Below are 22092 nucleotides of genomic sequence, written 5' to 3' on the forward strand. Positions count from 1 at the left end.
TTAACCGCTTACTGGTGATAGGTCGGGCGTTTTTTATTGATGGAATGTTTGTTTTTAACTTTTGATTTGATAAAATCACGTAACTTTGTTACAACTATACTATAATATGATTATATCATACTATCTATTTTGAAATTACGGATTGAGGCTTACTTTATATATGGTTGACTTAAATAAAAGATAATCATATAATGAAAAAAGGAAGAAAAGAAGGAACACACGTTCTATAAATGGGAGGTTTTTTAATGGACAGGGCGTACGACGCAAATCATATTCATGTATTGGAAGGATTAGAAGCAGTCCGTATGCGTCCGGGGATGTACATAGGTTCTACCGGTATTCGCGGGCTTCATCATCTTTTATGGGAGATAATAGATAATGCCGTAGATGAGGCAGTAAACGGCTTTGCTAAAGGTATAGAGGTAGTATTGAATAAAGATGGCAGTGTTTCAGTTATAGATGATGGTAGGGGTATACCCGTTGACAATCATCCAAAGCTAAAAATACCAGGCGTTCAAGTGGTATTTACCCAGCTTCATGCAGGGGGCAAGTTTGATATAGATTCTTACAATTTTTCCGGTGGTTTGCATGGTGTTGGGGCATCGGTAGTAAATGCCCTGTCAAGGTGGTTGGAAGTAGAGATAAAAAGGGACGGAAAGCTTTATCGACAAAGATATGAAAGTGTATATGATAAAAAGTTGAATAAAATAATATCTGGTATGCCGGTTACCCCTTTGGAAGAAGTGGGGGGGACTAGTGGCACAGGGACTAAGATTACTTTTCTACCCGATGACAGGGTCTTTGATGATGTAAAATTTAATGTGGATATAATATCTAAGCGTCTTAGAGAATTGTCATTTTTAAACAAGGGCATATTTATAGTGCTAAAGGATAAGCGCAATGATGACGATATTTTGGAACAAAAGTTTATATATGATGGTGGAATTGCTGATTTTGTCCACTATTTAAACGAGGACAAGAACGTTATTCATAACGATATAATATATTTTGAAGATCAAAGAGATGGTATATATTTGGAGGTTGCATTTCAATATACCGATTCCTATACTGAGAATATATTTTCATATGTAAACAATATTCCCACCACTGAAGGTGGTACCCATGAGACGGGATTTAAATCGGCCCTTACTAAGGTATTCAACGATTATGCAAGGAAATTGGGATTACTAAAGGAACGGGATAATAATTTAACAGGTGAGGACGTGCGAGAAGGTATAAATGCCATATTATCCGTTAAGATGCATAATGTACAGTTTGATGGCCAAACCAAGACCAAGCTGGGAAATTCCGAAGCCAGATCGGCAGTGGAAGGTATGGTAACAGATGGGCTTGTGCACTTGATGGAGGATACAACATATGATAACACGTTAAAACTTATAATAGATAAGGCCATAAAGGCTGCTAAAGTAAGGGAGGCAGCTAGACGGGCCAAAGATGTTGCAAGGAAGAAAAGTGGACTGGATAGTGCACCACTTGTAGGTAAATTAGCTAGCTGCACCAGTCGTGATCCTAGGATAAATGAGCTTTTTATAGTAGAGGGTGATTCTGCTGGCGGTTCTGCAAAGCAGGGTAGGGAAAGGCATTTTCAGGCTATACTGCCACTTAGGGGCAAGCCTTTAAATGCGGAAAAGAAAAGGCTAGATCAGGTACTTGCAAATGAAGAATTTAGGACCATAATATCCGCTTTAGGTACGGGTATAGATGAGGATTTTAATATAGATAATTTAAAATATGATAAGGTTATAATATTGTCAGATGCTGACCAGGATGGTGCTCATATAAGGGCAATACTTCTTACTTTTTTCTTCAGATATATGAGGGAATTGATAGCCAGAGGACATGTATATATTGGACTCCCGCCTCTTTACAAGGTACAAAAGGGCAAAAAGATAGAGTATGCATATGATGACGGGGAGCTTAAGGATAAGATTAAAAAGGTAGGCAAGGGATACACGATACAGCGATACAAAGGTTTAGGTGAGATGAATCCTGAGCAATTATGGGAGACCACCATGGATCCAGAAAGACGGGCAATACTTCAGGTTACGATAGAAGATGCGGCAGAGGCGGACAAGCTGGTTACAGTGCTGATGGGAGATAGGGTAGAGCCAAGGCGGGAGTATATAAGCCGACATGCAAATTTTAACAAGGTAGATACTTTTCAGGAGATGGGGGTATAGGATATGGCAAGAAAGAGAAAAAAAGATTTGAATAATATTAAAGGAAATATAGTAATACAAAGACCATTGGAAGAGGTAATGCATGATTCCATAATGCCCTATGCAGAGTATGTAATAATGGAACGTGCCCTTCCTAGGGTAGAGGATGGATTAAAACCAGTACAGCGTAGGATACTCTATACCATGTATGAACTAGATCTATCACCTGATAAGCCATATAGAAAATCTGCGAGAATTGTGGGTGATACACTTGGTAAATATCATCCACATGGGGATACATCGGTGTATGATGCAATGGTCCGTATGGCTCAGCCGTTTAATATGGGTGAAATGCTTGTAGACGGACATGGTAACTTTGGATCAATAGATGGTGATTCTGCAGCTGCAATGCGCTATACTGAGGCAAAGATGACACCCCTTGCCATGGAGATGCTTAGGGATATAGAAAAGGATACAGTGCCATTTGGATTAAATTTTGACGATACCCTTAAGGAACCGGAGGTACTGCCGGCGCGTTTTCCCAATCTGTTAGTAAATGGTGCCTCAGGTATTGCTGTAGGCCTTGCCACAAATATACCGCCTCACAATCTTGGAGAGGTGATAGACGGCGTAATAGCTAGGATGCATGACCCGGATATTTCTCTTGAAGAGTTATTAAAGATAATACCAGGTCCTGATTTTCCCACGGGAGGTATACTGGTAGGACAGGAAGGTATATATGATGCATATAATTCTGGTCGGGGCAAGGTAATTATACGAGCTAAGGTGGATATAGAAGATATCGGCAATGGCAAAAAAGCATTGGTTATAAGTGAATTGCCCTATCAGGTTAATAAGGCCAATCTATTGGAGAAGATATTGAAACTTAGTGAGGAACGTAAAGGCATATTAAGTGGTATATCGGATATAAGGGATGAGTCAGATCGTAAAGGAATAAGGGCTGTTATAGAGATTAAGAAGGATGCCGATGCGGAAAAGATATTAAACTATCTCTATAAATATTCCGATCTTCAAGTTACATTCGGTATAAATATGGTGGCAATAGCAGATGGTAAACCCAGGCAACTTGGTCTTCAGTCAATGATTGATTACTATATAGCACACCAGAAGGATATAGTTACAAAGCGCACCATACATGACCTTGAAAAAGCCAAATCTAGGGCCCATATACTTGAAGGACTCATAAAGGCTATAGAGGATATAGACAAGGTTATAGCACTTATTCGTTCATCTAAAAATCCAAAGGAAGCAAGGGGAAAGCTCATGTCTGAGTTTGATCTGACGGAGATTCAGGCTCAGGCTATTTTGGATATGCGGCTTCAAAAGCTTACCAATCTAGAGAGTATAGAACTTGAAAAGGAGTACAATGGTCTTTTAAAGACTATAGAAAAACTGTCGGCCATATTATCATCAGAAAAACAACTTTTAGCTATTATAAAGAAAGAACTAGGGAATATAAAGAAAAAATACGCATGTCCCCGCCGTACTCAGATAATAAGGGATAGCTCGGAGGCTGAGATAAAGATAGAAGATCTTATCTATGTGGAAGATATGGTGATTACCCTTACCCATAACCAGGAAATAAAGAGGGTATCTTTAAAATCATTCAACCGTTCAAGTAAGGATGTTGAAACTGTAGATATTAGAGCAGGCGACTATATGGAATATTTAGTCGATTCATCTACAGATCATAGATTATTGTTCTTTACCGATATAGGCAATTGCTATAGTATAGATTGTATTAATATACCTGAAGGCAAGTGGAAGGATAGGGGAGTAAAGTTATCTAGCTTGATAAATGGTTTGGATACGAATGAACATATAATATCTGTTTTGTCGATAAAGGAGTTTTCAGAAGACAGATATATACAGTTCTATACATCAGGCGGTATGGTAAAACGTACTATTTTATCAGAATATGAGGCAAAAAGAACCAAAATACAGGCTTGTGGTTTAAAAAAGGATGACAGGATAATAGGCGCCCAATTGACCCATGGTGAGGCAGATATACTCTTAATTACTAAAAATGGCATGAGCATAAGATTTAGCGGTCAGGAAGTAAGTAGCATGGGGCGGACAGCCTGTGGAGTTAGGGGGATCCAGTTAAAGGATAATGACGAAGTAATATGGGGGAATGAAGTAAAGGATGATGGAAAAGTTAGTATGATTACCGATATGGCCTTTGGACATAAAGTCAAGGCGGAAAAATTTGAAAGACAGGGTAGAGGTGGTATAGGATTTAAAGGTATTAGTCTTAATAAGAACGGCAGGAATGGAACGGAAGTTATATCTGTATTTTATGATAACCAGCCCTATGAGATAATACTTCAGCCAGTAGATGGGGATAGCATCCGTGTGAGTACTGAGGATATAAAGGATGGAGATAGGGGTGGTAGGGGACATTTATTAAGTCCCATAGCAAATGTGATATCATTTGCATACCGTAATTATTATTAATTTTTATGTCATATACCTCACTTAGTATAAATAGATTATTAGTGAGGTGTTAAAATATGAATGTAGTATATATATCAAAGACAAGAGCTTTAAGGATATTGGTAGTGTTTTTGTTGGTCCTAGTATCTGTTGCATATTCACAGACTTTAAACCCCAAAGGAGTAAACGTATTTTTTGATAATACTAGACAGTTACCTATATATTGTGTAGAAACGGACCAAAAAAAGATTGCCATTTCATTTGATGCTGCCTGGGGTGCAGAATACACCGGAGAGATTCTTAAGATATTGGATGAGCGAGATATAAAGGCCACTTTTTTTCTAGTAGGTATATGGGTGGACAAATATCCCGATAAGGTAAGGGAGATTGCAGGTCAAGGGCATGAAATAGGGAATCATTCAACCACCCATCCCCATATGTCAAAGCTATCGCGGCAGCAGATAATAAATGAACTTGAAACTACTCAGAAAAAGAACGAACAGTTGGCGGGAGATAGGGCAGTCAAGCTTTTTAGACCTCCATATGGAGATTATAATGATGTACTCGTTACTACCTGCCGAGAATTGGGGTATTACCCCATACAATGGGATGTGGATTCCTTGGATTGGAAAGAGTATGGTGCAGATCATACTGTAAATCAAGTGCTTAAAAAAGTACAAAATGGGTCTATAGTTCTCTTCCATAATAACGCCAAATATACTCCTCAGGCTTTGCCTGTGATATTGGATAATCTTATCGAGCAAGGGTATGAGATAGTACCCATATCGGAGTTAATTTACAAGGACAGTTACTCTATTGATCACACTGGTAGGCAAAGAAAAATAGATAATTAGGTATAAATATTATCTACAGGAATATATATGGTGTTAGATATATCTGCTGCAGATGAATAGGGGAAGGGAGAGGTACAAAATGGGTGATAATAAAAGTGAAAGTAACAAAGTACTCTTATCGGGTACTGTAGATTCGCCTTTACAATTTAGTCATCAGATATATGGTGAGGGATTCTATGATTTTAATTTATCTATTCCAAGGCTTAGTGGTTATGTAGACTTATTGCCTGTTACCGTATCAGAGAGATTGCTTACCGGCGATACAACGCTCTCACCCGGTGCAAAGGTGGTTGTAGAGGGTCAATTAAGGTCTTATAATAAGTTTTTAAACGGTGCGAGCAGGCTTATATTGACCGTTTTCGCAAGGGACATATCAATGCAACAGGAAGAGCTGAAAAATCCTAATCAGATATATTTGAATGGATTTATATGTAAACCTCCCATATATAGGGTAACACCATTTAAAAGGGAAATAGCAGATCTTCTTTTGGCCGTCAATCGTCCATATAACAAATCTGACTATATTCCGGCGATTGCATGGGGAAGAAATGCAAGATTTTGCAGTACCCTATCGGTAGGTGATAATATAGTGTTATGGGGGAGGATACAAAGTCGTCAATACCAAAAAAAATTGTCTGAGGATAACGTAGTAGAAAAGACTGCATATGAAGTATCCATAACTAAGATGGAAGCAGTCAAACAAGAATCATCATAAAAAATGCCTTGGGCATTTTTTTTATTATATTAATGTGTTAGAATAAAAAAGGAATCCATCGCAGGATGGATTCCTGGTTTTAATTCTACTATTAGGTAGGTTTAGTAGGAATCAAAAGTCTTTGTCCCGGATATATGAGATCGGGACGTGGTATATTATTGAGTTTTATTATACTATCTATTGGAACATCAAACTTTTTAGCTATAGAGTATAATGTGTCTCCTTCTTTAACTATATACACTTGGCCTCCAGGTGGCGGAGAAGGGGGTTGAGCCTTTGGTATTAGAATTCTTTGACCAGGATATATTGTATAAGGTGGCTGTATAGCATTGGCTGCTATAAGATCCCTTAAAGGTACATTATATTTTTGTGCTATTTTGTATAAAGAATCACCAGGCTGTACTATATAGTAAAATCCAGTTGGTGGGGTACCATCAGATGCCCCCGGTATTATAATTAGCTGTCCTGGGTATATGAGGCTGGGATTTTGTATGTTGTTAGCAGCCATTATTGCTTCAACGGTAGTATTAAAACGTTTTGCGATGCTATATAGTGTATCGCCTGGCTGTACCACATAGGACATAATAACACTCCTTTCTTGTTGTGTGCATAATACAGTGTATGCACTATGGAATAGGATGGTTACTAAATATGCTAAGTGGTATAAAAATATCATACAAGGAGGTGTATGGATATGAGTTATGAGTCAAAAATTCAGGATGCATCTGTGGATCAATTATTTGAGGCTATTTTAGCCCTTGAAAATACAGAGGAATGCTATAGATTCTTTGAAGATATATGTACAATAAACGAAATAAAATCTTTAGCTCAAAGGTTACAGGTAGCTATAATGCTTCGTCAAAGGAATACATATACCGAAATCGCAGAACAAACAGGAGCTAGTACTGCCACCATAAGTAGGGTTAACAGATGTCTTATGTATGGTGCTGATGGATATAATACAATATTGGACAGGCTTGGATATGGGGGAACGGACAAATAAAAGTTAAATGGGTGATTATGTATGTTAAATAACGAATTGAAGGAAAAGTATTGTCTGTTAAGGGATAAGATAATAGAGAATAAGTATGTTAATTTGAACAGTATGCAGCGGAGGGCTGTACTGGCAGGGGATGGCCCTATACTTATTTTGGCGGGAGCAGGATCGGGGAAAACCACCGTAATGGTAAATCGCATATCGAGATTGATACAATTTGGTAATGTTTATAATAGTGATTATACGCCAGAAGATCTAACTTTGGAGGATATTAGGGTCATGGAGGACATGGTGCAAAATTCTCAAAATGACCCACTTGATGATAGGATAAAATATCTATTGGAAGAGAAGGGTGTATATCCTGGTAGTATATTGGCTATAACCTTTACAAACAAGGCAGCAAAAGAGATGAAAGAGAGAGTAATGTCCCTTATAGGAGAAAGGGCATCGGATATATGGATAAGCACATTTCATTCTGCCTGCGTAAGAATACTTAGGCGAGATATTGAGAAGATAGGCTATTCTAGAAATTTTGTAATATATGATGATAGTGATCAGAAAAGTATCATAAAAGATTGTATAAAGGAACTAGAGTATAACGAGAAATATTTTGATGTAAAAAGTGTAAAATCACATATAGGCAACTTGAAGGACAAACTTAAAAAACCTGAAGAATATGAAAAAGAGGTAAGGGGCAAATATAGGGATGAACAGATGGCAAAACTCTATAAATTATATCAGCAAAAGCTTAAACAGAATAATGCCCTGGATTTTGATGATATAATAAACATGACAGTAGAGCTGTTTACCCTTAGACCAGATATACTTGACTATTATCAAAGAAAATTTAAATATATAATGGTGGATGAATATCAGGATACGAACTATGCCCAATATATGTTCGTAAAATTGCTATCTAAAAAGCACAGAAATATCTGTGTTGTGGGGGATGATGACCAGTCGATATATGGATGGAGAGGGGCTGATATACGAAATATACTGGATTTTGAAAAGGATTTTGAAAATGCCCTTACTATAAAACTGGAACAAAACTATAGATCGACTCAGGTCATACTGGATGCAGCAAACAAAGTAATAGGCAATAATCATTCAAGAAAGCCAAAAAATTTATGGACTAGCAAAGAATCTGGTAATAAAATACGGATATACAAAGCTGTAGATGAACGGGATGAAGCTCAGTTTATATGTAGAACCATAGCACAGCTAAGGGAAAACGGATATAAAAATTCGGATTTTGCAATACTCTACAGGATGAATGCCCAATCAAGGGTACTGGAAGAGGCATTGATGCAATATGCAATCCCCTACCGCATATATGGAGGTTTGCGTTTTTATGACAGAAAAGAAATAAAGGATATAGTATCATATTTACGTCTTATCGTAAACCCGAATGATGATGTGAGTTTGAAACGGGCAATAAATGAACCAAAACGCGGCATAGGTCAGACTACAGTAGCTAATCTTGAACAGACTGCAATAAGGCATGGGGACAGTATGTTTGGCATTATTTTAGATGCTGAAAAATATAGGGACGATCTCTCGAGGGCGACTGGGAAGCTAAAAGAATTTGGATCCCTTATGTCCAATCTAATAGCCATGAGTCAGGTTATGCCAGTTACAGAATTTATAGAGAATCTTATAGAACAGATTGGATATATGGATTATATTCAAAAAAGCAAAGATGAAAAAGGCGAGAGCCGCATAGAAAACATAAAAGAGTTTGTGTCGGCTGCTAGTGAGTTTGAAAAGGAAAATCCAGATGCCCAATTGATAGATTTTCTTGAGAATATTGCCTTGGTATCGGATCTTGATAATCTTGGTGAAGATGATGCTGCAATTACCCTTATGACACTCCATAGCGCCAAGGGCCTTGAATTTCCTGTAGTATTTATGACGGGTTTGGAAGATGGTATATTTCCAAGTTCTAGAGCCATTTATGAAGACGGGAGACTGGAAGAAGAGCGGAGACTTTGTTATGTAGGTATTACTAGGGCACAGAAACTTTTATATATTTCTTATGCACTGAATAGAACTTTATATGGAACTTTTCAGTCATGTATACCGTCTAGATTTATAGATGAGCTTCCAGATGATTGTATTATGTTTACATTGCCTGGCTCGAAGAATGAAAAAAAAGAAGAAAGAGTAGTTAGTAAACAAATTAGCAAAAAGGCAGTAGCCCCAGAGATTCCACAACAAAATCATATTAAACAAAGATTTAGTCTAGGAGATAGGGTGATGCACAAGAGGTTTGGACAGGGAACGGTGGTCTCTGTACAAAAAAGGAATGATGATGATACTGAGCTTGCAATCGCCTTTGAACAGGGAGGTATACGCAAGTTTCTAGCCAGTTTGGCACCTCTTAAAAAAATAGATTAGAAGGGGTATTAGAAGTTGGATATACAAAAAGTTAAAGAAGAAGTACAAAAATTAAGAGAAAAGATAAGATACCATAATTACAGATATTATGTATTGGATGATCCGGAGATTGGGGATTATGAATATGACAAGATGCTAAATAGGCTAATAGAGCTGGAGAATAAATTTCCAGAACTTATAACTCCTGATTCGCCTACACAAAGGGTAGGTGGGCAACCAATAAAGGAATTTGGGACAGTACAGCATGTGGTGCCTCTTCTCAGCCTTGCGAATGCATTTAACGACGGCGAACTCAAGGATTTTGATAGGCGTGTTAAAAATACTGTTGGAAGAGATGTAAGATATATTATAGAGCCAAAGATAGATGGATTATCAGTGGCACTTGAATATGAAAAAGGTGTATTCGTAAGGGGTGCTACTAGGGGAGATGGATTTGTAGGTGAAGATATTACCCAAAATATAAGGACTATAAAATCCATTCCATTGAAGCTTAACAAGCCTGTTGACATAATAGTTCGGGGAGAAGTATTCATGCCGAAGAAGGCGTTTGAAAAGCTCAATACTGAACGGGCATTGGCTGGGCAAAATTTATTTGCTAACCCAAGAAATGCTGCGGCAGGTTCCTTAAGACAGCTAGATCCTAAGATTACTGCTACACGTGATCTTGATATATTCGTATTTAATATTCAGCAGACACGGGATGTACACTTAAAGAGTCATATGGAGAGCCTTGAGTATTTAAAAGAACTGGGCTTTAAAATAATACCTGCCATACTAAACACAGCTTCTATAGAGGATATGGCAAAGGTATGCAATGATTGGCAGGACAAGAGGCATGCCCTTTCATTTGATATAGATGGATTGGTACTAAAGGTGGATGATCTATCTCAAAGGGAAGTGCTGGGTTTTACTGCAAAAAATCCTCGTTGGGCCATTGCATACAAATTTCCTCCAGAGAGGCAGGAGACAAAGATTCTTGATATAATAGTGCAGGTTGGAAGGACAGGAGTACTTACACCTACGGCTGTATTTGAACCGGTAGTAGTAGCTGGTTCTACCATATCACGGGCTACTTTACATAATAAGGATTATATAAAGCAAAAAGATATAAGAATAGGAGATATCGCCATAATTCAAAAGGCAGGAGATGTCATTCCGGAGGTATATGAGGTTAGAAAGGAAAAGAGGACTGGGGATGAAAAGCCGTTTACTATGCCAAATGTATGTCCCATATGTGGTGCAAAAGTGGTACGATTGGAAGGGGAAGCGGCTTCAAGGTGTATAGGGGATGCTTGCCCTGCACAGATAAGCAGGCTGATTATTCATTTTGCATCTAGGGATGCTATGGATATAGATGGATTGGGCCCTGCCATAATAAATCAGCTTTTAGATAATGGTCTTATACATGATGCTGGTGATCTTTATTATATAACCCATGATCAGCTAAAAAGTTTGGAACGCATGGGAGAAAAATCGGCTACTAATATTATACGTGCTATAGATGAGAGCAAGGGTCGCGGGCTTGATAGATTGTTATTTGCCCTGGGGATACCTCTTGTAGGCACTAGAGCGGCATCTCTCATTGCCGGCTATTTTGGACATATTGATAATATCATAACCGCAGAAGCAGATGACTTTTTACAGATTGATGAAATAGGAGATAAGATTGCAAATAGCATAGTTACCTTTTTTAGACAGCCTCAGAATATTGCTCTAGTGGAAAAGCTTCGGAAGGCGGGAGTAAGTTTGGAATACAAAAGACGAGAAATAGGTAATGCTTTAGAGGGTATGGCTTTTGTATTAACCGGAACTTTAGAAAATTATACTCGCGAAGAGGCAAAACAGGCAATAGAAGAGAGGGGAGGACGGGTAGTATCTTCCGTTAGCAAAAAGGTAGATTGTGTATTGGCGGGAGAAAAGGCCGGAAGTAAACTTCAAAAGGCAAAAGATTTAGGTGTCAAAATAATAGATGAGGAAGAATTTAATGCCCTGTTAAATAGGTCATAAGTACTATTTAATATATAAGGAATAAAAAGGTTGATTTATCTTTTTAAAAATGATTTAATATTTTATAGGGAGATGAGAAAGTGAACAAACGCAAAATAAGTCTTATACTAATCTTAACAGTTGTTGTACTATCTTATGCATCTAGTGCACTTGCTGCTCCGGTAAATATCAGTAGGCTACTTAGACTGGGTAGTCGTGGGGCAGATGTAGCGATGGTGCAAAATAGGCTCAATCAGTTAGGGTATAATTGCGGGAAGGCTGATGGAATATTTGGACGGTCTACATATAATGCAGTAGTGGCATTTCAGCGAGCAAACAGGCTTGGTGCGGACGGCATAGTTGGGAGGAATACTCTAGATAGGCTATTTGATGGACAAGCCAATGTACCGTCACAATCTGGAGGAAACAATAATCCAGATTCATCTACAAGCAATGTACCCATAACATCTCTACTTCGAATGGGCAGTAGAGGAACGGAGGTAGTGATTCTTCAAAACCGATTAAATCAGTTAGGTTACGATTGTGGCAAAGCAGATGGTATATTTGGACAAGGTACTCACAATGCAGTAATGGCATTTCAGCGTACTAATGGGCTTAGTGCGGATGGTATAGTCGGTAAAAATACTGCAGAAAAACTGTTTTCAAGCTCTAGCATACCTTCAAGGGGCGATGAAATACCAAATCCAAACCCAAGTCCGGAACCAGCTCCAAACCCACAGCCAACACAGCCTGATGATGGGTTTACGCCTTTCCGTGGTGTGCCAGGGGCATTAAAAGGTAAGGTAGTAATACTTGATCCAGGGCATGGTGGTAGAGATTCAGGAGCGACATCCAATGGATTTAAGGAAAAGGATTTTACCTTGGATATGGCCCTGAGATTGGAGAGAATGCTGAAAGAGGCGGGCGCTACAGTACTTATGACACGCAATAGTGATGTGACTGCAGAATTATATTATCGTGGTGCCTTTGTCAACAATTATATTTTAGAGCAGGAAATAGCTTACTTAGAGAAAAAGATACAAAACAACCAAAATGCCCAAAATTCACAGGCTCAGCTGAATGAGCTAAAGCAGCTAAAAGAACAAAAGGAAATCGAAATAGATAATATTCGTGATCGAATTATCTACTTGGATGACCAGATAAAGGAAAGCAAGTTCAAGTTAGAACAGTTAGATGGGGTTGAGAATGAACAAAAAGATCAATTAAAACAAGAAATTTCCGCTTTTGATAAAGAGATAGATTTAAAACTTCCCTTGGTGTTATCCCTCTCAAACGAGATAGATGATTTAAAGAATCAAATATCTAGATTGGAAAACAATATCTCAGGGGATGATATTGCTAGATTAGCAGACTTGAAGGCTAAACAGGCTAGAGTTAAGGAAACCCTTGCAAAACCTTCATACAAAGGAAGATCGGGCATCTATACTGGGAGTAGTATAAACACTACAGCCAATAAGGATTTAGCGGAGATATTTGATTTGACAGCTGAAAAATATCAGAGCAATATAGTATTTTTGTCAATACACTGTAATTCTACTGGAGATGCTGTTCAAACCGGTGCATCGGGCGTAAGGGTATATCATCGTCCTAATGCCCAGTCCAACTATTATAAAAATTATAATGATCAAAAGCGAAGATATTTTTCTCAAAGATTGATTGAATCGATAAATGAGACAACTAATTTTGCAAAAAAATCAGGGTATTTATACACTGCTGATTTCGCAGTACTTAGGGAACAAAATTTACCTTCTGCCCTTGTAGAGGTAGGATTTATTAATAATCCCAATGATCTCGACCTTTTAAATAAAGCTCAGACTAGGGAAGATGTAGCACAGGGGTTGTATAAAGGTATAGTATCTTATTTTAATTGATGAAAAGGGGAATGACCTTATGGCCATTTCCTTTTTTATTAGAGGCCAAAAAGAATGAAACGTTGTATAAATGAGCAAAAAGTAGTAAAATATCTAACATGGTATAAAATATTACGATGTAAAATTAAAAAATAGAGCGAGGTAGTTGTATGAGTAATTATGAGACAGTAATAGGTCTTGAAATTCATGCTGAGCTTAGTACCCATTCAAAAGTATTTTGTGGATGTACTACTGAATTTGGCGGGCAACCCAATACACATTGTTGTCCGATATGTACAGGGATGCCTGGGGTGCTCCCATCTGTAAACAAAAGGGCGGTAGAATATGCCATAAAGGCAGGTCTGGCGCTTAATTGTAATATTGCAGAATATAGCAAGATGGATAGAAAAAACTATTGTTACCCAGACTTACCAAAGGCTTACCAAATATCCCAGTTTGATTTGCCCTTATGCTATGGGGGGTATTTGAATATAGAAGTGGATGGTCAGGTAAAGCGAATAGGAATAAATCGCATTCATTTAGAGGAAGATGCCGGAAAACTTGTTCATGATCAGTCTGAAACTGAATCATTTGTAGACTATAATCGATGTGGAGTACCATTAATAGAGATAGTAACAGAACCTGATATGCGTTCACCTGAAGAAGGTAGGATATTTCTTGAAAAGGTAAAATCCATACTTGAATATATAGAAGTATCGGATTGTAAAATGGAGGAAGGTTCTCTAAGATGCGATGTTAATGTATCAGTACGACCCAGAGGACAAAAGGAGTTTGGTATACGTACCGAGATGAAAAATCTAAATTCATTTAGGGCGGCATATAGAGCTATGGAGTATGAATCTCGAAGACATATACAGGTGTTAGGGGAAGGAGGTACCATAGGCCAAGAAACTAGGAGATGGGATGATGCCTTAGGCAAAAGTTATACAATGCGTACAAAGGAAGAAGCCCAGGACTATAGGTATTTTCCTGAGCCTGATCTGGTGCCTATAGTGGTAGATAGGGCATGGGTGGAAAAATTGAAAGGAGAATTGCCCGAACTTCCAGATGATAAAAAGATGCGTTATGTAGATGAGTACGGCCTGCCAGAGTATGATGCAGGGGTACTTACATCCTCAAAGGAAGTTGCAAGATTCTTTGAAGAAACAGTAAAACTGTATGACAACCCAAAGACAGTGAGTAACTGGGTAATGGGTGATCTATTGAGACTATTAAAGGACAGGGGTATAGAGATGGCGGAAGTAAAGATTACCCCAGAGGGCCTTATAGATCTTATAAAATTGGTGGACAAGGGAGTTATAAGCATATCCATCGGTAAGACGGTATTTGAAGAGATGTTTGATACTGGAAAGGATGCAGAGACCATAGTTGATGAAAAAGGTCTTAAACAGATATCAGATGAAGGTGCATTGAGGGAAATAGTAAAAGATGTATTATCAAACAATCCAAAGTCCATAGAGGATTATAAAGCAGGTAAGAAAAAGGCTATGGGCTATTTGGTAGGACAGACTATGAAGGCTACAAAGGGTAAGGCAAACCCGCAAATGGTAAATAAAATACTCAAGGAAGAATTGGATAGGGCTTGACAACTGTTTGAATGGCTATACAAAATGTGGTAGAATATCAGCTGGCTATAACCAGTTTATAAATGAATATGTTTATGAAAGGATGAGATATATAATATGAAGGTTTCTATAAAAGAAGTCGAACACGTGGCTAACTTATCCCAGCTTATACTAAATGATGATGAAAAAGAAAAGGTAGCCCATGATCTCAGTGAGATTCTTGAATATGCCGATAAACTTTCTGAATTGGATACAGATGGGATACAACCTACCATCCATGTGCTGCATATGCAAAATGTATTTAGAGAAGATGTGGTAAAGCCCAGCATGGATAGGGATGTATTGCTTGAAAATGCACCTGATGCACAGGATGGGTGTTTCAAAGTACCGAAGGTAGTAGAATAATGAGAACGAAATGGAGGGATATGCATGGAACTTTATAAATTGACTATTCATGAAGCAAAAGATCTACTTGCTAAAAAAGAAATAAGTGCTAGTGAACTTACTAAATCAACAATTGATCGTATACAAGCGGTAGAGAACAAGATAAATGCATTTATAACATTAAACTTCGATGAAGCATTGAATCAGGCTAAAGAGGTGGACAAGGCTATACATGAAGGAAGTGAACTCCCGCCACTTGCCGGTATTCCCATGGCATTGAAGGATAACATGTGTACATTGGGGATAAAGACCACCTGTGCATCTAAAATGCTGGAGAATTTTGTACCTCCTTATGATGCTACAGTAGCAAAGCGTTTAAAAGAACAGAAGAGCATACTGCTTGGGAAACTTAATATGGATGAATTTGCCATGGGCTCATCTACAGAAAATTCTGCATTTAAAAAGACATGTAACCCATGGGATATAACCAGGGTTCCTGGTGGATCAAGTGGTGGCTCTGCTGCATCGGTCATAGCAGATCAGGCCTTCTTTTCCCTAGGTTCGGATACTGGTGGTTCTATTAGACAGCCTGCTTCTTTCTGTGGATTGGTAGGGTTTAAGCCTACATATGGTGCTGTGTCCAGATATGGATTGATAGCATTTGCTTCGTCTCTAGATCAAATAGGACCGTTTACAAAGGATGTGACAGACTGTGCATTAGTCTTAAACGCCATAACTGGACATGATCATATGGATGCTACATCGGCAAATATTGATTATCCGGATTACACTAAGGCGTTAAAGGATGATGTAAAGGGATGGAAAATAGGTGTTCCTAAAGAGTATTTTGGTGAAGGCCTAGATCCCGAGATAAAAAAAGCAATTGAAAAGGCTATAGCTACATTTGAAAGTCTAGGTGCAGAGATAGAGGAGATATCCCTTCCCCATACTGAATACGCACTATCAGTCTATTATATACTTGCTTGTGCTGAGGCAAGTTCCAACCTAGCCAGATACGATGGTGTAAAATATGGATATCGTGCTTCAGAGTATGATGACCTGGATAGTTTGTATAAAAACACTAGGACGCAAGGCTTTGGCCCTGAAGTAAAACGCAGGATAATGCTTGGCAACTATGCCCTTAGCTCTGGATATTATGATGCATATTATCTAAAGGCCCTAAAGGTTAGGACACTTATAAAAGAGGATTTTGACAAGGCTTTTAAGAAATATGATATTATACTTTCACCAACAAGTCCTACTACAGCATTTACATTTGGTGCAAAGACTGATCCACTACAGATGTATTTGTCAGATGTATATACTATACCTGTAAATATAGCAGGATTACCAGGTATGTCCATGCCCTGTGGATTTGACAGCAGGGGTCTTCCTATAGGGATGCAACTTATTGGAAAGGCATTTGAAGAGGATAAATTACTTCAAGCGGCATATACATTTGAACAAAATACTGATTATCACATAAAGAAACCTGCTGTGAACTGGGGGTAATATATAATGAATTATGAATCGGTAATAGGATTGGAAGTGCATGCAGAGCTTAGTACCAATACAAAGTTATTTTGTGGATGTGCTGCAAATTTTACAAGGGATTCGAACAGCCATTGTTGTCCTGGTTGTATAGCGATGCCAGGTACACTTCCTGTGATCAATAAAAATGCGGTGGAGTATACTGTAAAGGCTGGACTTGCATTAAACTGTAATATTTCAGAGTATAGTAAAATAGATAGGAAACACTATTTTTACCCTGATTTAGCCAAGGCATATCAGGATTCCCAATATGATTTTGCCCTATGTAAAGATGGATATTTGGATATAGATGTGGATGGGGAAATTCGCAGGATACGCATAAGGCAAATCCATCTTGAAGAGGATGCGGGAAAGCTTATTCATGACCAATGGGATATGGGTACTATGGTGGATTATAATAGGGCAGGTGTACCCCTAATAGAGATAGTATCACAACCTGACTTGCGCTCAGCAGAAGAGGCGAGGATATTCCTTGAAAAGATAAAGTCCATACTTGAATATATAGAAGTATCGGATTGTAAAATGGAGGAAGGTTCTCTAAGATGCGATGTTAACGTGTCCATAATGCCAGAAGGTTCAACTGAGTTTGGTGTGCGTACCGAGATGAAGAATATAAACTCATTTAGGGCCACATATAGGGCTATACAGTATGAGATAGATAGACAGATAAGCATACTAGAGGAAGGCGGTCAGGTGATTAGAGAAACTAGAAGATGGGATGATATTCTAGGTAAGAGCTTTTCCATGCGATCAAAGGAAGAGGCGGATGACTATAGATATTTCCCAGATGCAGATCTGCCTCCCATAATAATGGATAGGGCATGGGTGGAAAAATTGAAAGGAGAATTGCCCGAACTTCCAGATGATAAAAAGATGCGTTATGTAGATGAGTACGGCCTGCCAGAGTATGATGCAGGGGTACTTACATCCTCAAAGGAAGTTGCAAGATTCTTTGAAGAAACAGTAAAACTGTATGACAACCCAAAGACAGTGAGTAACTGGGTAATGGGTGATCTATTGAGACTATTAAAGGACAGGGGTATAGAGATGGCGGAAGTAAAGATTACCCCAGAGGGCCTTATAGATCTTATAAAATTGGTGGACAAGGGAGTTATAAGCATATCCATCGGTAAGACGGTATTTGAAGAGATGTTTGATACTGGAAAGGATGCAGAGACCATAGTTGATGAAAAAGGTCTTAAACAGATATCAGATGAAGGTGCATTGAGGGAAATAGTAAAAGATGTATTATCAAACAATCCAAAGTCCATAGAGGATTATAAAGCAGGTAAGAAAAAGGCTATGGGCTATTTGGTAGGACAGACTATGAAGGCTACAAAGGGTAAGGCAAACCCGCAAATGGTAAATAAAATACTCAAGGAAGAATTGAACAAATAAAAAAGGCTAATATTAGCCTTTTTTATTTGTTCAATTATGCGTGAAGTATGCGCATCACTAGGTCTAGTAAAAATTGATATTCAGAGGTTAATGTATTATTAGTATTTTCTAGATTGTCAAGCATGGTAGAGCACAGTGACAATATATCACCTATGCAAATGTATTTTGCAATGGGCCATTTGACCACAGGACCTGGAAACTCTAAAAAGATAGTAGAGGGAAATACTGGAGCAGATCCTGAAAAAGCTATTTGCTCAAAATGATCTTCATTTTTATAATACGATATCATCGTATCATATTTATTTTTAAAACGATCAAAAAAGGTATCAAGTATTAAAGTAATATAATTTTTGTCCAGTATTTCTCCAATCTCCCGCCTTTCTTCCTCTCCTTCAGTCCATGTGTATACAGTATTGAGTCCCCTTATTATAGATTCAAGGTCTAAGGCAGTATATCGAATTCTCCTATCCCTTCCAAAAGTGAAATATCCAATAAACGGATTATATGCCATGTTATATAGGTTGTTGAAGATATAAAAAGCCTCTTCATATAAAGTATCTAGCTGTACAATGGGATAGCAGCTAAGGAGGGCGTCTATGGCCAAAAATTGATCGCTGATAGGTGCTGTGCTATCAATATATGGGTGTTTCCCAAGCAGGCCAAATTTGTTTTTGCAGCTTATTATCTCAAGTGCTATTTTGCTTACCAATTCATCCTGTGATATCATATTTTTTTGACTGTTATACATTGTTAATGTCTTGGCTATCTGACAGAGTATTGGAATGTCATACTTATCGGGCTGATATGCTACTTTTAGCCTATCATAAAGATATTCTGCCCATTCATTTAATTCTGTACTATGGGGGTTTGTTTTTATTACGTTTAAACACCCTTCTAGTACTGAGGCAATTATATGGGCTGGAATAGGATCTTTGTATATGACCTCCATGCAATATGCCAGTTGTATCTTGGACAGTTTATTAAAATCATTGATTGTGCCCTGTTCTATGGGCAGTTGATCCAATATATTATTCGATAGTATAGAATATGTTTTTGATAGCAGGGTAATACTACGGCCGGTAGTATATATACAGGGTGCATGGAGCCCTTTTTGTTTTTTCCATTCAAAGTTGTTATCGGCTATTGGTATAGCCTTTGGGTATAATGCTGCCAAAGGTTTGCCATTTTCATTTGAGTGTGCAAACTCACATGTGTATCTTTGATTGATAGGTATGCCATTACCTGACAGAAATAATATTGATATCACATGGGATAATACAAAATCCAGAATCATCTAGGTTCTACCTCCCTTTATTATCTATTATCATCTTTATGCATAAAGGTTTAAATTTACGCTAAATGATGTTAAAATAACATTTAAAGATTATTTTGTTTATTTAATGGAGGCATACTGTGGAGATAGGAAAATTATCTAATGAGGAATTGGAAAAGTATGTAATTTCCCAATTTAAAAATATTAGGGAGGATGTTGTAGCAGGACCTAGAATAGGCAGGGATTGTGGAATAATAGATATGGGTGATGAGTATTGTGTGGTTTCTACAGATCCAATAACAGCGGCTGATGCAAATGCAGGTAAATTGGCAGTGCATATATCTTGTAACGATATAGCTACTACTGGAGCACAAACGGTAGGTGTTACCATTACCATATTAGCACCTCCCGAAGGCAGTATAGATGATATAGAGGATATAATTCATGAAATAAGTGAAACTTGTATTGAATTGGATATAGATGTATTAGGTGGTCATACGGAAATAACAGATAGTGTTAATCGCATACTTATATCCGTTACAGCCATTGGCAGGGTATCAAAGGACTTATTTGTGCAGCCGTCCGATGCCAAGATTGGAGATTATATATTGATGACCAAGATGGCAGGTTTGGAGGGGACTGCTATTTTAGCCCATGATCGGGAGGATATGTTGAAAAAATGTTTCGATGATGGGTTTTTGCATAGGGCCAAGCGATGTCTTGAAAGTATAAGTGTAGTTCCTGAAGCCCGCATTGCCGCCCGTCTTGGGGCACGAAGTATGCATGATGTGACTGAAGGTGGTGTATTAGGAGCGCTATGGGAACTATCTGAGACAATGGGCAAGGGAATAGAGGTATATATAGATGATATACCAGTAGCTCATGAAACCAGAGAGGTATGCAAAATACTGAATATAGATCCTCTAAGACTTATATCGAGTGGATCAATGTTGATGGTTTCTAATAATCCAGAGCTAATAATAGATGCATTGTCAAAGAAAGGTATACTATGTACGGTTATCGGCAAGGTAATAGATGATGATACAAAGTGGATGATAATAGGTAATGATAGATACATAATAACTCCTCCTAAATCCGATGAACTATATAAAGTGCTATCATAAAAAGGTCAAATACAGAAAAAAATTAACAAAATGCTTTAAAAATTTAGTGCTTGTGCTATAATACTAATGAAAGCTTTGTTTATCTATGTGATTTTGATATATATTATGGAGGAAGGTATTTTATGGCTGTAAGTATGACGGGATTTGGCAGAGGGATTATCAATGAGCAAGGGCGCGAGATTAGTGTGGAGATAAAAACACTTAATCATCGATTTTTAGATATAAACTTGCGTATACCTAGGAATATATCTTTTGTTGAAGAAAATGTACGTAGTTTGATACAATCCAATCTATCCCGCGGCAGGGTTGAGGTGTTTGTTGATTATGTAAATACCTCAGAAGATGGTTATCAAGTGGATATAAATGATTCACTTTTAAAAAGCTACCTTGCATCATTTGAACGATTGGAACAGGAATATAATATAAGAAATGATATGGCGATGTCTCATATACTAGGCATAGATGATATAATAGTCGTTAATCAGGCACCGGAAGATGAAGAGCTAATAGGTGATATGGCAAAGCAGGCTACTATGAAGGCCTTGGAATTATTAAAAACTATGCGGAAGGATGAAGGGCATAGACTTCAGCAGGATATATCCATGAGAGCTGATATGATTTTGGATATGACAATGGAGATAGAAAAGCGTGCGCCATTAGTGGTGGAGGAATACAAAGAGAAATTAGGCCAACGTCTATCGGAGATATTAAAGGCAACTCCTGATTTGGACGAGGCAAGATTTAATACTGAAGTGGCGTATTTTGCAGACAGATCAAATATTACAGAAGAGTTGGTACGTTTAGATAGTCATATAAATCAGCTAAAGGAAACGCTCGTTTTAGATACGCCCATAGGTCGCAAACTGGATTTTTTAGTCCAAGAGATGAATAGGGAGACTAACACGATAGGATCAAAGGCCAATGACCTCGTTATAACAAATTACGTAGTAGAGATGAAAAGTGAGTTGGAAAAAATAAGAGAGCAAATTCAGAATATCGAATAGTATAGGCTATTTAAATTTTACATGAAAGGTAGGATGATTATGGGGATAAAATTGATAAACATAGGTTTTGGGAATATCGTTTCAGCGAACAGGTTAGTGGCAATAGTTAGTCCTGAATCAGCACCGATAAAGCGAATTATACAAGATGCAAGGGATAGGGGTATGCTTATAGATGCCACCTATGGTAGAAGGACTAGGGCAGTTATAATAACAGACAGTGATCATGTGGTATTATCGGCTGTACAGCCTGAGACGGTGGCTAATAGACTAGATTCTAAGGATTCTCATCTGGGTTTTGATGAGGAGTAGTTA

At 38.0% G+C, this 22092-nt stretch carries 16 protein-coding genes and 1 pseudogene; 15 read left to right on the forward strand and 2 right to left on the reverse strand.

Annotation, left to right across the window (positions count from 1 at the left end; genetic code table 11):
- Positions 1 to 245 precede the first annotated feature (245 nt).
- The 4 genes from gyrB to EJN67_RS00445 all read left to right on the forward strand — a co-directional run bounded on the left by gyrB (position 246) and on the right by EJN67_RS00445 (position 6206).
- The gene (gene gyrB, locus EJN67_RS00430; RefSeq protein WP_129721323.1) at positions 246 to 2201 is read left to right on the forward strand and encodes a DNA topoisomerase (ATP-hydrolyzing) subunit B; all 1956 of its coding nucleotides are present in this window, start codon (positions 246 to 248) and stop codon (positions 2199 to 2201) included.
- 3 nt (positions 2202 to 2204) lie between these two features.
- Positions 2205 to 4658: a DNA gyrase subunit A gene (gyrA, locus tag EJN67_RS00435; protein ID WP_129721324.1), complete on the forward strand. Its 2454-nt coding sequence runs from the start codon at positions 2205 to 2207 to the stop codon at positions 4656 to 4658.
- Between the two features lie 56 nt (positions 4659 to 4714).
- Complete coding sequence (locus EJN67_RS00440) at positions 4715 to 5491, forward strand: polysaccharide deacetylase family protein (protein WP_129721325.1); 777 nt, start codon at positions 4715 to 4717, stop codon at positions 5489 to 5491.
- A 79-nt stretch (positions 5492 to 5570) separates the two neighbouring features.
- The gene (locus EJN67_RS00445) at positions 5571 to 6206 is read left to right on the forward strand and encodes a single-stranded DNA-binding protein (RefSeq protein WP_207207932.1); all 636 of its coding nucleotides are present in this window, start codon (positions 5571 to 5573) and stop codon (positions 6204 to 6206) included.
- 106 nt (positions 6207 to 6312) lie between these two features.
- Here EJN67_RS00445 and EJN67_RS00450 read toward each other — a convergent pair.
- Positions 6313 to 6789, reverse strand: a pseudogene (locus tag EJN67_RS00450) (LysM peptidoglycan-binding domain-containing protein); the annotation flags it as partial.
- A gap of 111 nt (positions 6790 to 6900) precedes the next feature.
- On the opposite strand from EJN67_RS00450, the gene EJN67_RS00455 reads away from it, so the two are divergent.
- From EJN67_RS00455 to gatB (EJN67_RS00490), 8 genes are all read left to right on the forward strand, one after another.
- The gene (locus EJN67_RS00455) at positions 6901 to 7209 is read left to right on the forward strand and encodes a YerC/YecD family TrpR-related protein (RefSeq protein ID WP_129721328.1); all 309 of its coding nucleotides are present in this window, start codon (positions 6901 to 6903) and stop codon (positions 7207 to 7209) included.
- Positions 7210 to 7311: 102 nt separating this feature from the next.
- Complete coding sequence (locus tag EJN67_RS00460; RefSeq protein ID WP_394347496.1) at positions 7312 to 9603, forward strand: ATP-dependent helicase; 2292 nt, start codon at positions 7312 to 7314, stop codon at positions 9601 to 9603.
- Between the two features lie 15 nt (positions 9604 to 9618).
- Positions 9619 to 11610 (forward strand): NAD-dependent DNA ligase LigA, encoded by a 1992-nt coding sequence (gene ligA, locus EJN67_RS00465; RefSeq protein ID WP_129721330.1) that lies wholly within the window; start codon positions 9619 to 9621, stop codon positions 11608 to 11610.
- 80 nt (positions 11611 to 11690) lie between these two features.
- Positions 11691 to 13481: an N-acetylmuramoyl-L-alanine amidase gene (locus EJN67_RS00470; RefSeq protein ID WP_129721331.1), complete on the forward strand. Its 1791-nt coding sequence runs from the start codon at positions 11691 to 11693 to the stop codon at positions 13479 to 13481.
- A 149-nt stretch (positions 13482 to 13630) separates the two neighbouring features.
- Positions 13631 to 15067 (forward strand): Asp-tRNA(Asn)/Glu-tRNA(Gln) amidotransferase subunit GatB, encoded by a 1437-nt coding sequence (gene gatB, locus EJN67_RS00475; RefSeq protein WP_129721332.1) that lies wholly within the window; start codon positions 13631 to 13633, stop codon positions 15065 to 15067.
- A 96-nt stretch (positions 15068 to 15163) separates the two neighbouring features.
- Positions 15164 to 15451 (forward strand): Asp-tRNA(Asn)/Glu-tRNA(Gln) amidotransferase subunit GatC, encoded by a 288-nt coding sequence (gatC, locus tag EJN67_RS00480; RefSeq protein ID WP_129721333.1) that lies wholly within the window; start codon positions 15164 to 15166, stop codon positions 15449 to 15451.
- 24 nt (positions 15452 to 15475) lie between these two features.
- Positions 15476 to 16942, forward strand: a complete 1467-nt coding sequence (gene gatA, locus EJN67_RS00485) for an Asp-tRNA(Asn)/Glu-tRNA(Gln) amidotransferase subunit GatA (RefSeq protein ID WP_129721334.1) — start codon at positions 15476 to 15478, stop codon at positions 16940 to 16942.
- 6 nt (positions 16943 to 16948) lie between these two features.
- Positions 16949 to 18379, forward strand: coding sequence for an Asp-tRNA(Asn)/Glu-tRNA(Gln) amidotransferase subunit GatB (gene gatB, locus EJN67_RS00490; RefSeq protein ID WP_129721335.1), 1431 nt, complete (start codon positions 16949 to 16951; stop codon positions 18377 to 18379).
- A gap of 34 nt (positions 18380 to 18413) precedes the next feature.
- Here gatB (EJN67_RS00490) and EJN67_RS00495 read toward each other — a convergent pair whose 3' ends face one another.
- Positions 18414 to 19673 carry a hypothetical protein gene (locus EJN67_RS00495; RefSeq protein ID WP_129721336.1) on the reverse strand — a complete coding sequence of 420 codons (1260 nt, stop codon included), beginning with the start codon at positions 19671 to 19673 and terminating at the stop codon, positions 18414 to 18416.
- A 119-nt stretch (positions 19674 to 19792) separates the two neighbouring features.
- Here EJN67_RS00495 and EJN67_RS00500 point away from each other — a divergent pair, with 119 nt between their 5' ends.
- The 3 genes from EJN67_RS00500 (at position 19793) to remA (ending at position 22089) form a co-directional block, all read left to right on the forward strand.
- A complete protein-coding gene (locus EJN67_RS00500) occupies positions 19793 to 20776 on the forward strand; it encodes an AIR synthase family protein (RefSeq protein ID WP_129721337.1) in 984 nt (327 codons plus the stop codon).
- A 122-nt stretch (positions 20777 to 20898) separates the two neighbouring features.
- Entirely contained in the window at positions 20899 to 21780 is an 882-nt protein-coding gene (locus EJN67_RS00505; RefSeq protein WP_129721338.1) for a YicC/YloC family endoribonuclease, read from the forward strand.
- Positions 21781 to 21819: 39 nt separating this feature from the next.
- The gene (gene remA, locus EJN67_RS00510; RefSeq protein ID WP_129721339.1) at positions 21820 to 22089 is read left to right on the forward strand and encodes an extracellular matrix/biofilm regulator RemA; all 270 of its coding nucleotides are present in this window, start codon (positions 21820 to 21822) and stop codon (positions 22087 to 22089) included.
- The last annotated feature ends 3 nt before the right edge of the window (positions 22090 to 22092 follow it).

It is taken from the genome of Xylanivirga thermophila (assembly GCF_004138105.1).
Lineage (GTDB): Bacteria > Bacillota > Clostridia > Caldicoprobacterales > Xylanivirgaceae > Xylanivirga > Xylanivirga thermophila.

What these genes read in the sequence shown, in the direction of transcription:
- EJN67_RS00455 (WP_129721328.1), top strand. Translation starts at nt 6,901, where the DNA reads ATGAGTTATGAGTCAAAAATTCAGGATGCATCTGTGGATCAATTATTT.
- gyrB (WP_129721323.1), top strand. Translation starts at nt 246, where the DNA reads ATGGACAGGGCGTACGACGCAAATCATATTCATGTATTGGAAGGATTA.
- EJN67_RS00440 (WP_129721325.1), top strand. Translation starts at nt 4,715, where the DNA reads ATGAATGTAGTATATATATCAAAGACAAGAGCTTTAAGGATATTGGTA.
- EJN67_RS00505 (WP_129721338.1), top strand. Translation starts at nt 20,899, where the DNA reads ATGGCTGTAAGTATGACGGGATTTGGCAGAGGGATTATCAATGAGCAA.
- gatB (WP_129721332.1), top strand. Translation starts at nt 13,631, where the DNA reads ATGAGTAATTATGAGACAGTAATAGGTCTTGAAATTCATGCTGAGCTT.
- gyrA (WP_129721324.1), top strand. Translation starts at nt 2,205, where the DNA reads ATGGCAAGAAAGAGAAAAAAAGATTTGAATAATATTAAAGGAAATATA.
- EJN67_RS00495 (WP_129721336.1), bottom strand. Translation starts at nt 19,673, where the DNA reads ATGATTCTGGATTTTGTATTATCCCATGTGATATCAATATTATTTCTG.
- EJN67_RS00460 (WP_394347496.1), top strand. Translation starts at nt 7,312, where the DNA reads ATGCAGCGGAGGGCTGTACTGGCAGGGGATGGCCCTATACTTATTTTG.
- EJN67_RS00445 (WP_207207932.1), top strand. Translation starts at nt 5,571, where the DNA reads ATGGGTGATAATAAAAGTGAAAGTAACAAAGTACTCTTATCGGGTACT.
- gatB (WP_129721335.1), top strand. Translation starts at nt 16,949, where the DNA reads ATGAATTATGAATCGGTAATAGGATTGGAAGTGCATGCAGAGCTTAGT.
- remA (WP_129721339.1), top strand. Translation starts at nt 21,820, where the DNA reads ATGGGGATAAAATTGATAAACATAGGTTTTGGGAATATCGTTTCAGCG.
- gatC (WP_129721333.1), top strand. Translation starts at nt 15,164, where the DNA reads ATGAAGGTTTCTATAAAAGAAGTCGAACACGTGGCTAACTTATCCCAG.
- gatA (WP_129721334.1), top strand. Translation starts at nt 15,476, where the DNA reads ATGGAACTTTATAAATTGACTATTCATGAAGCAAAAGATCTACTTGCT.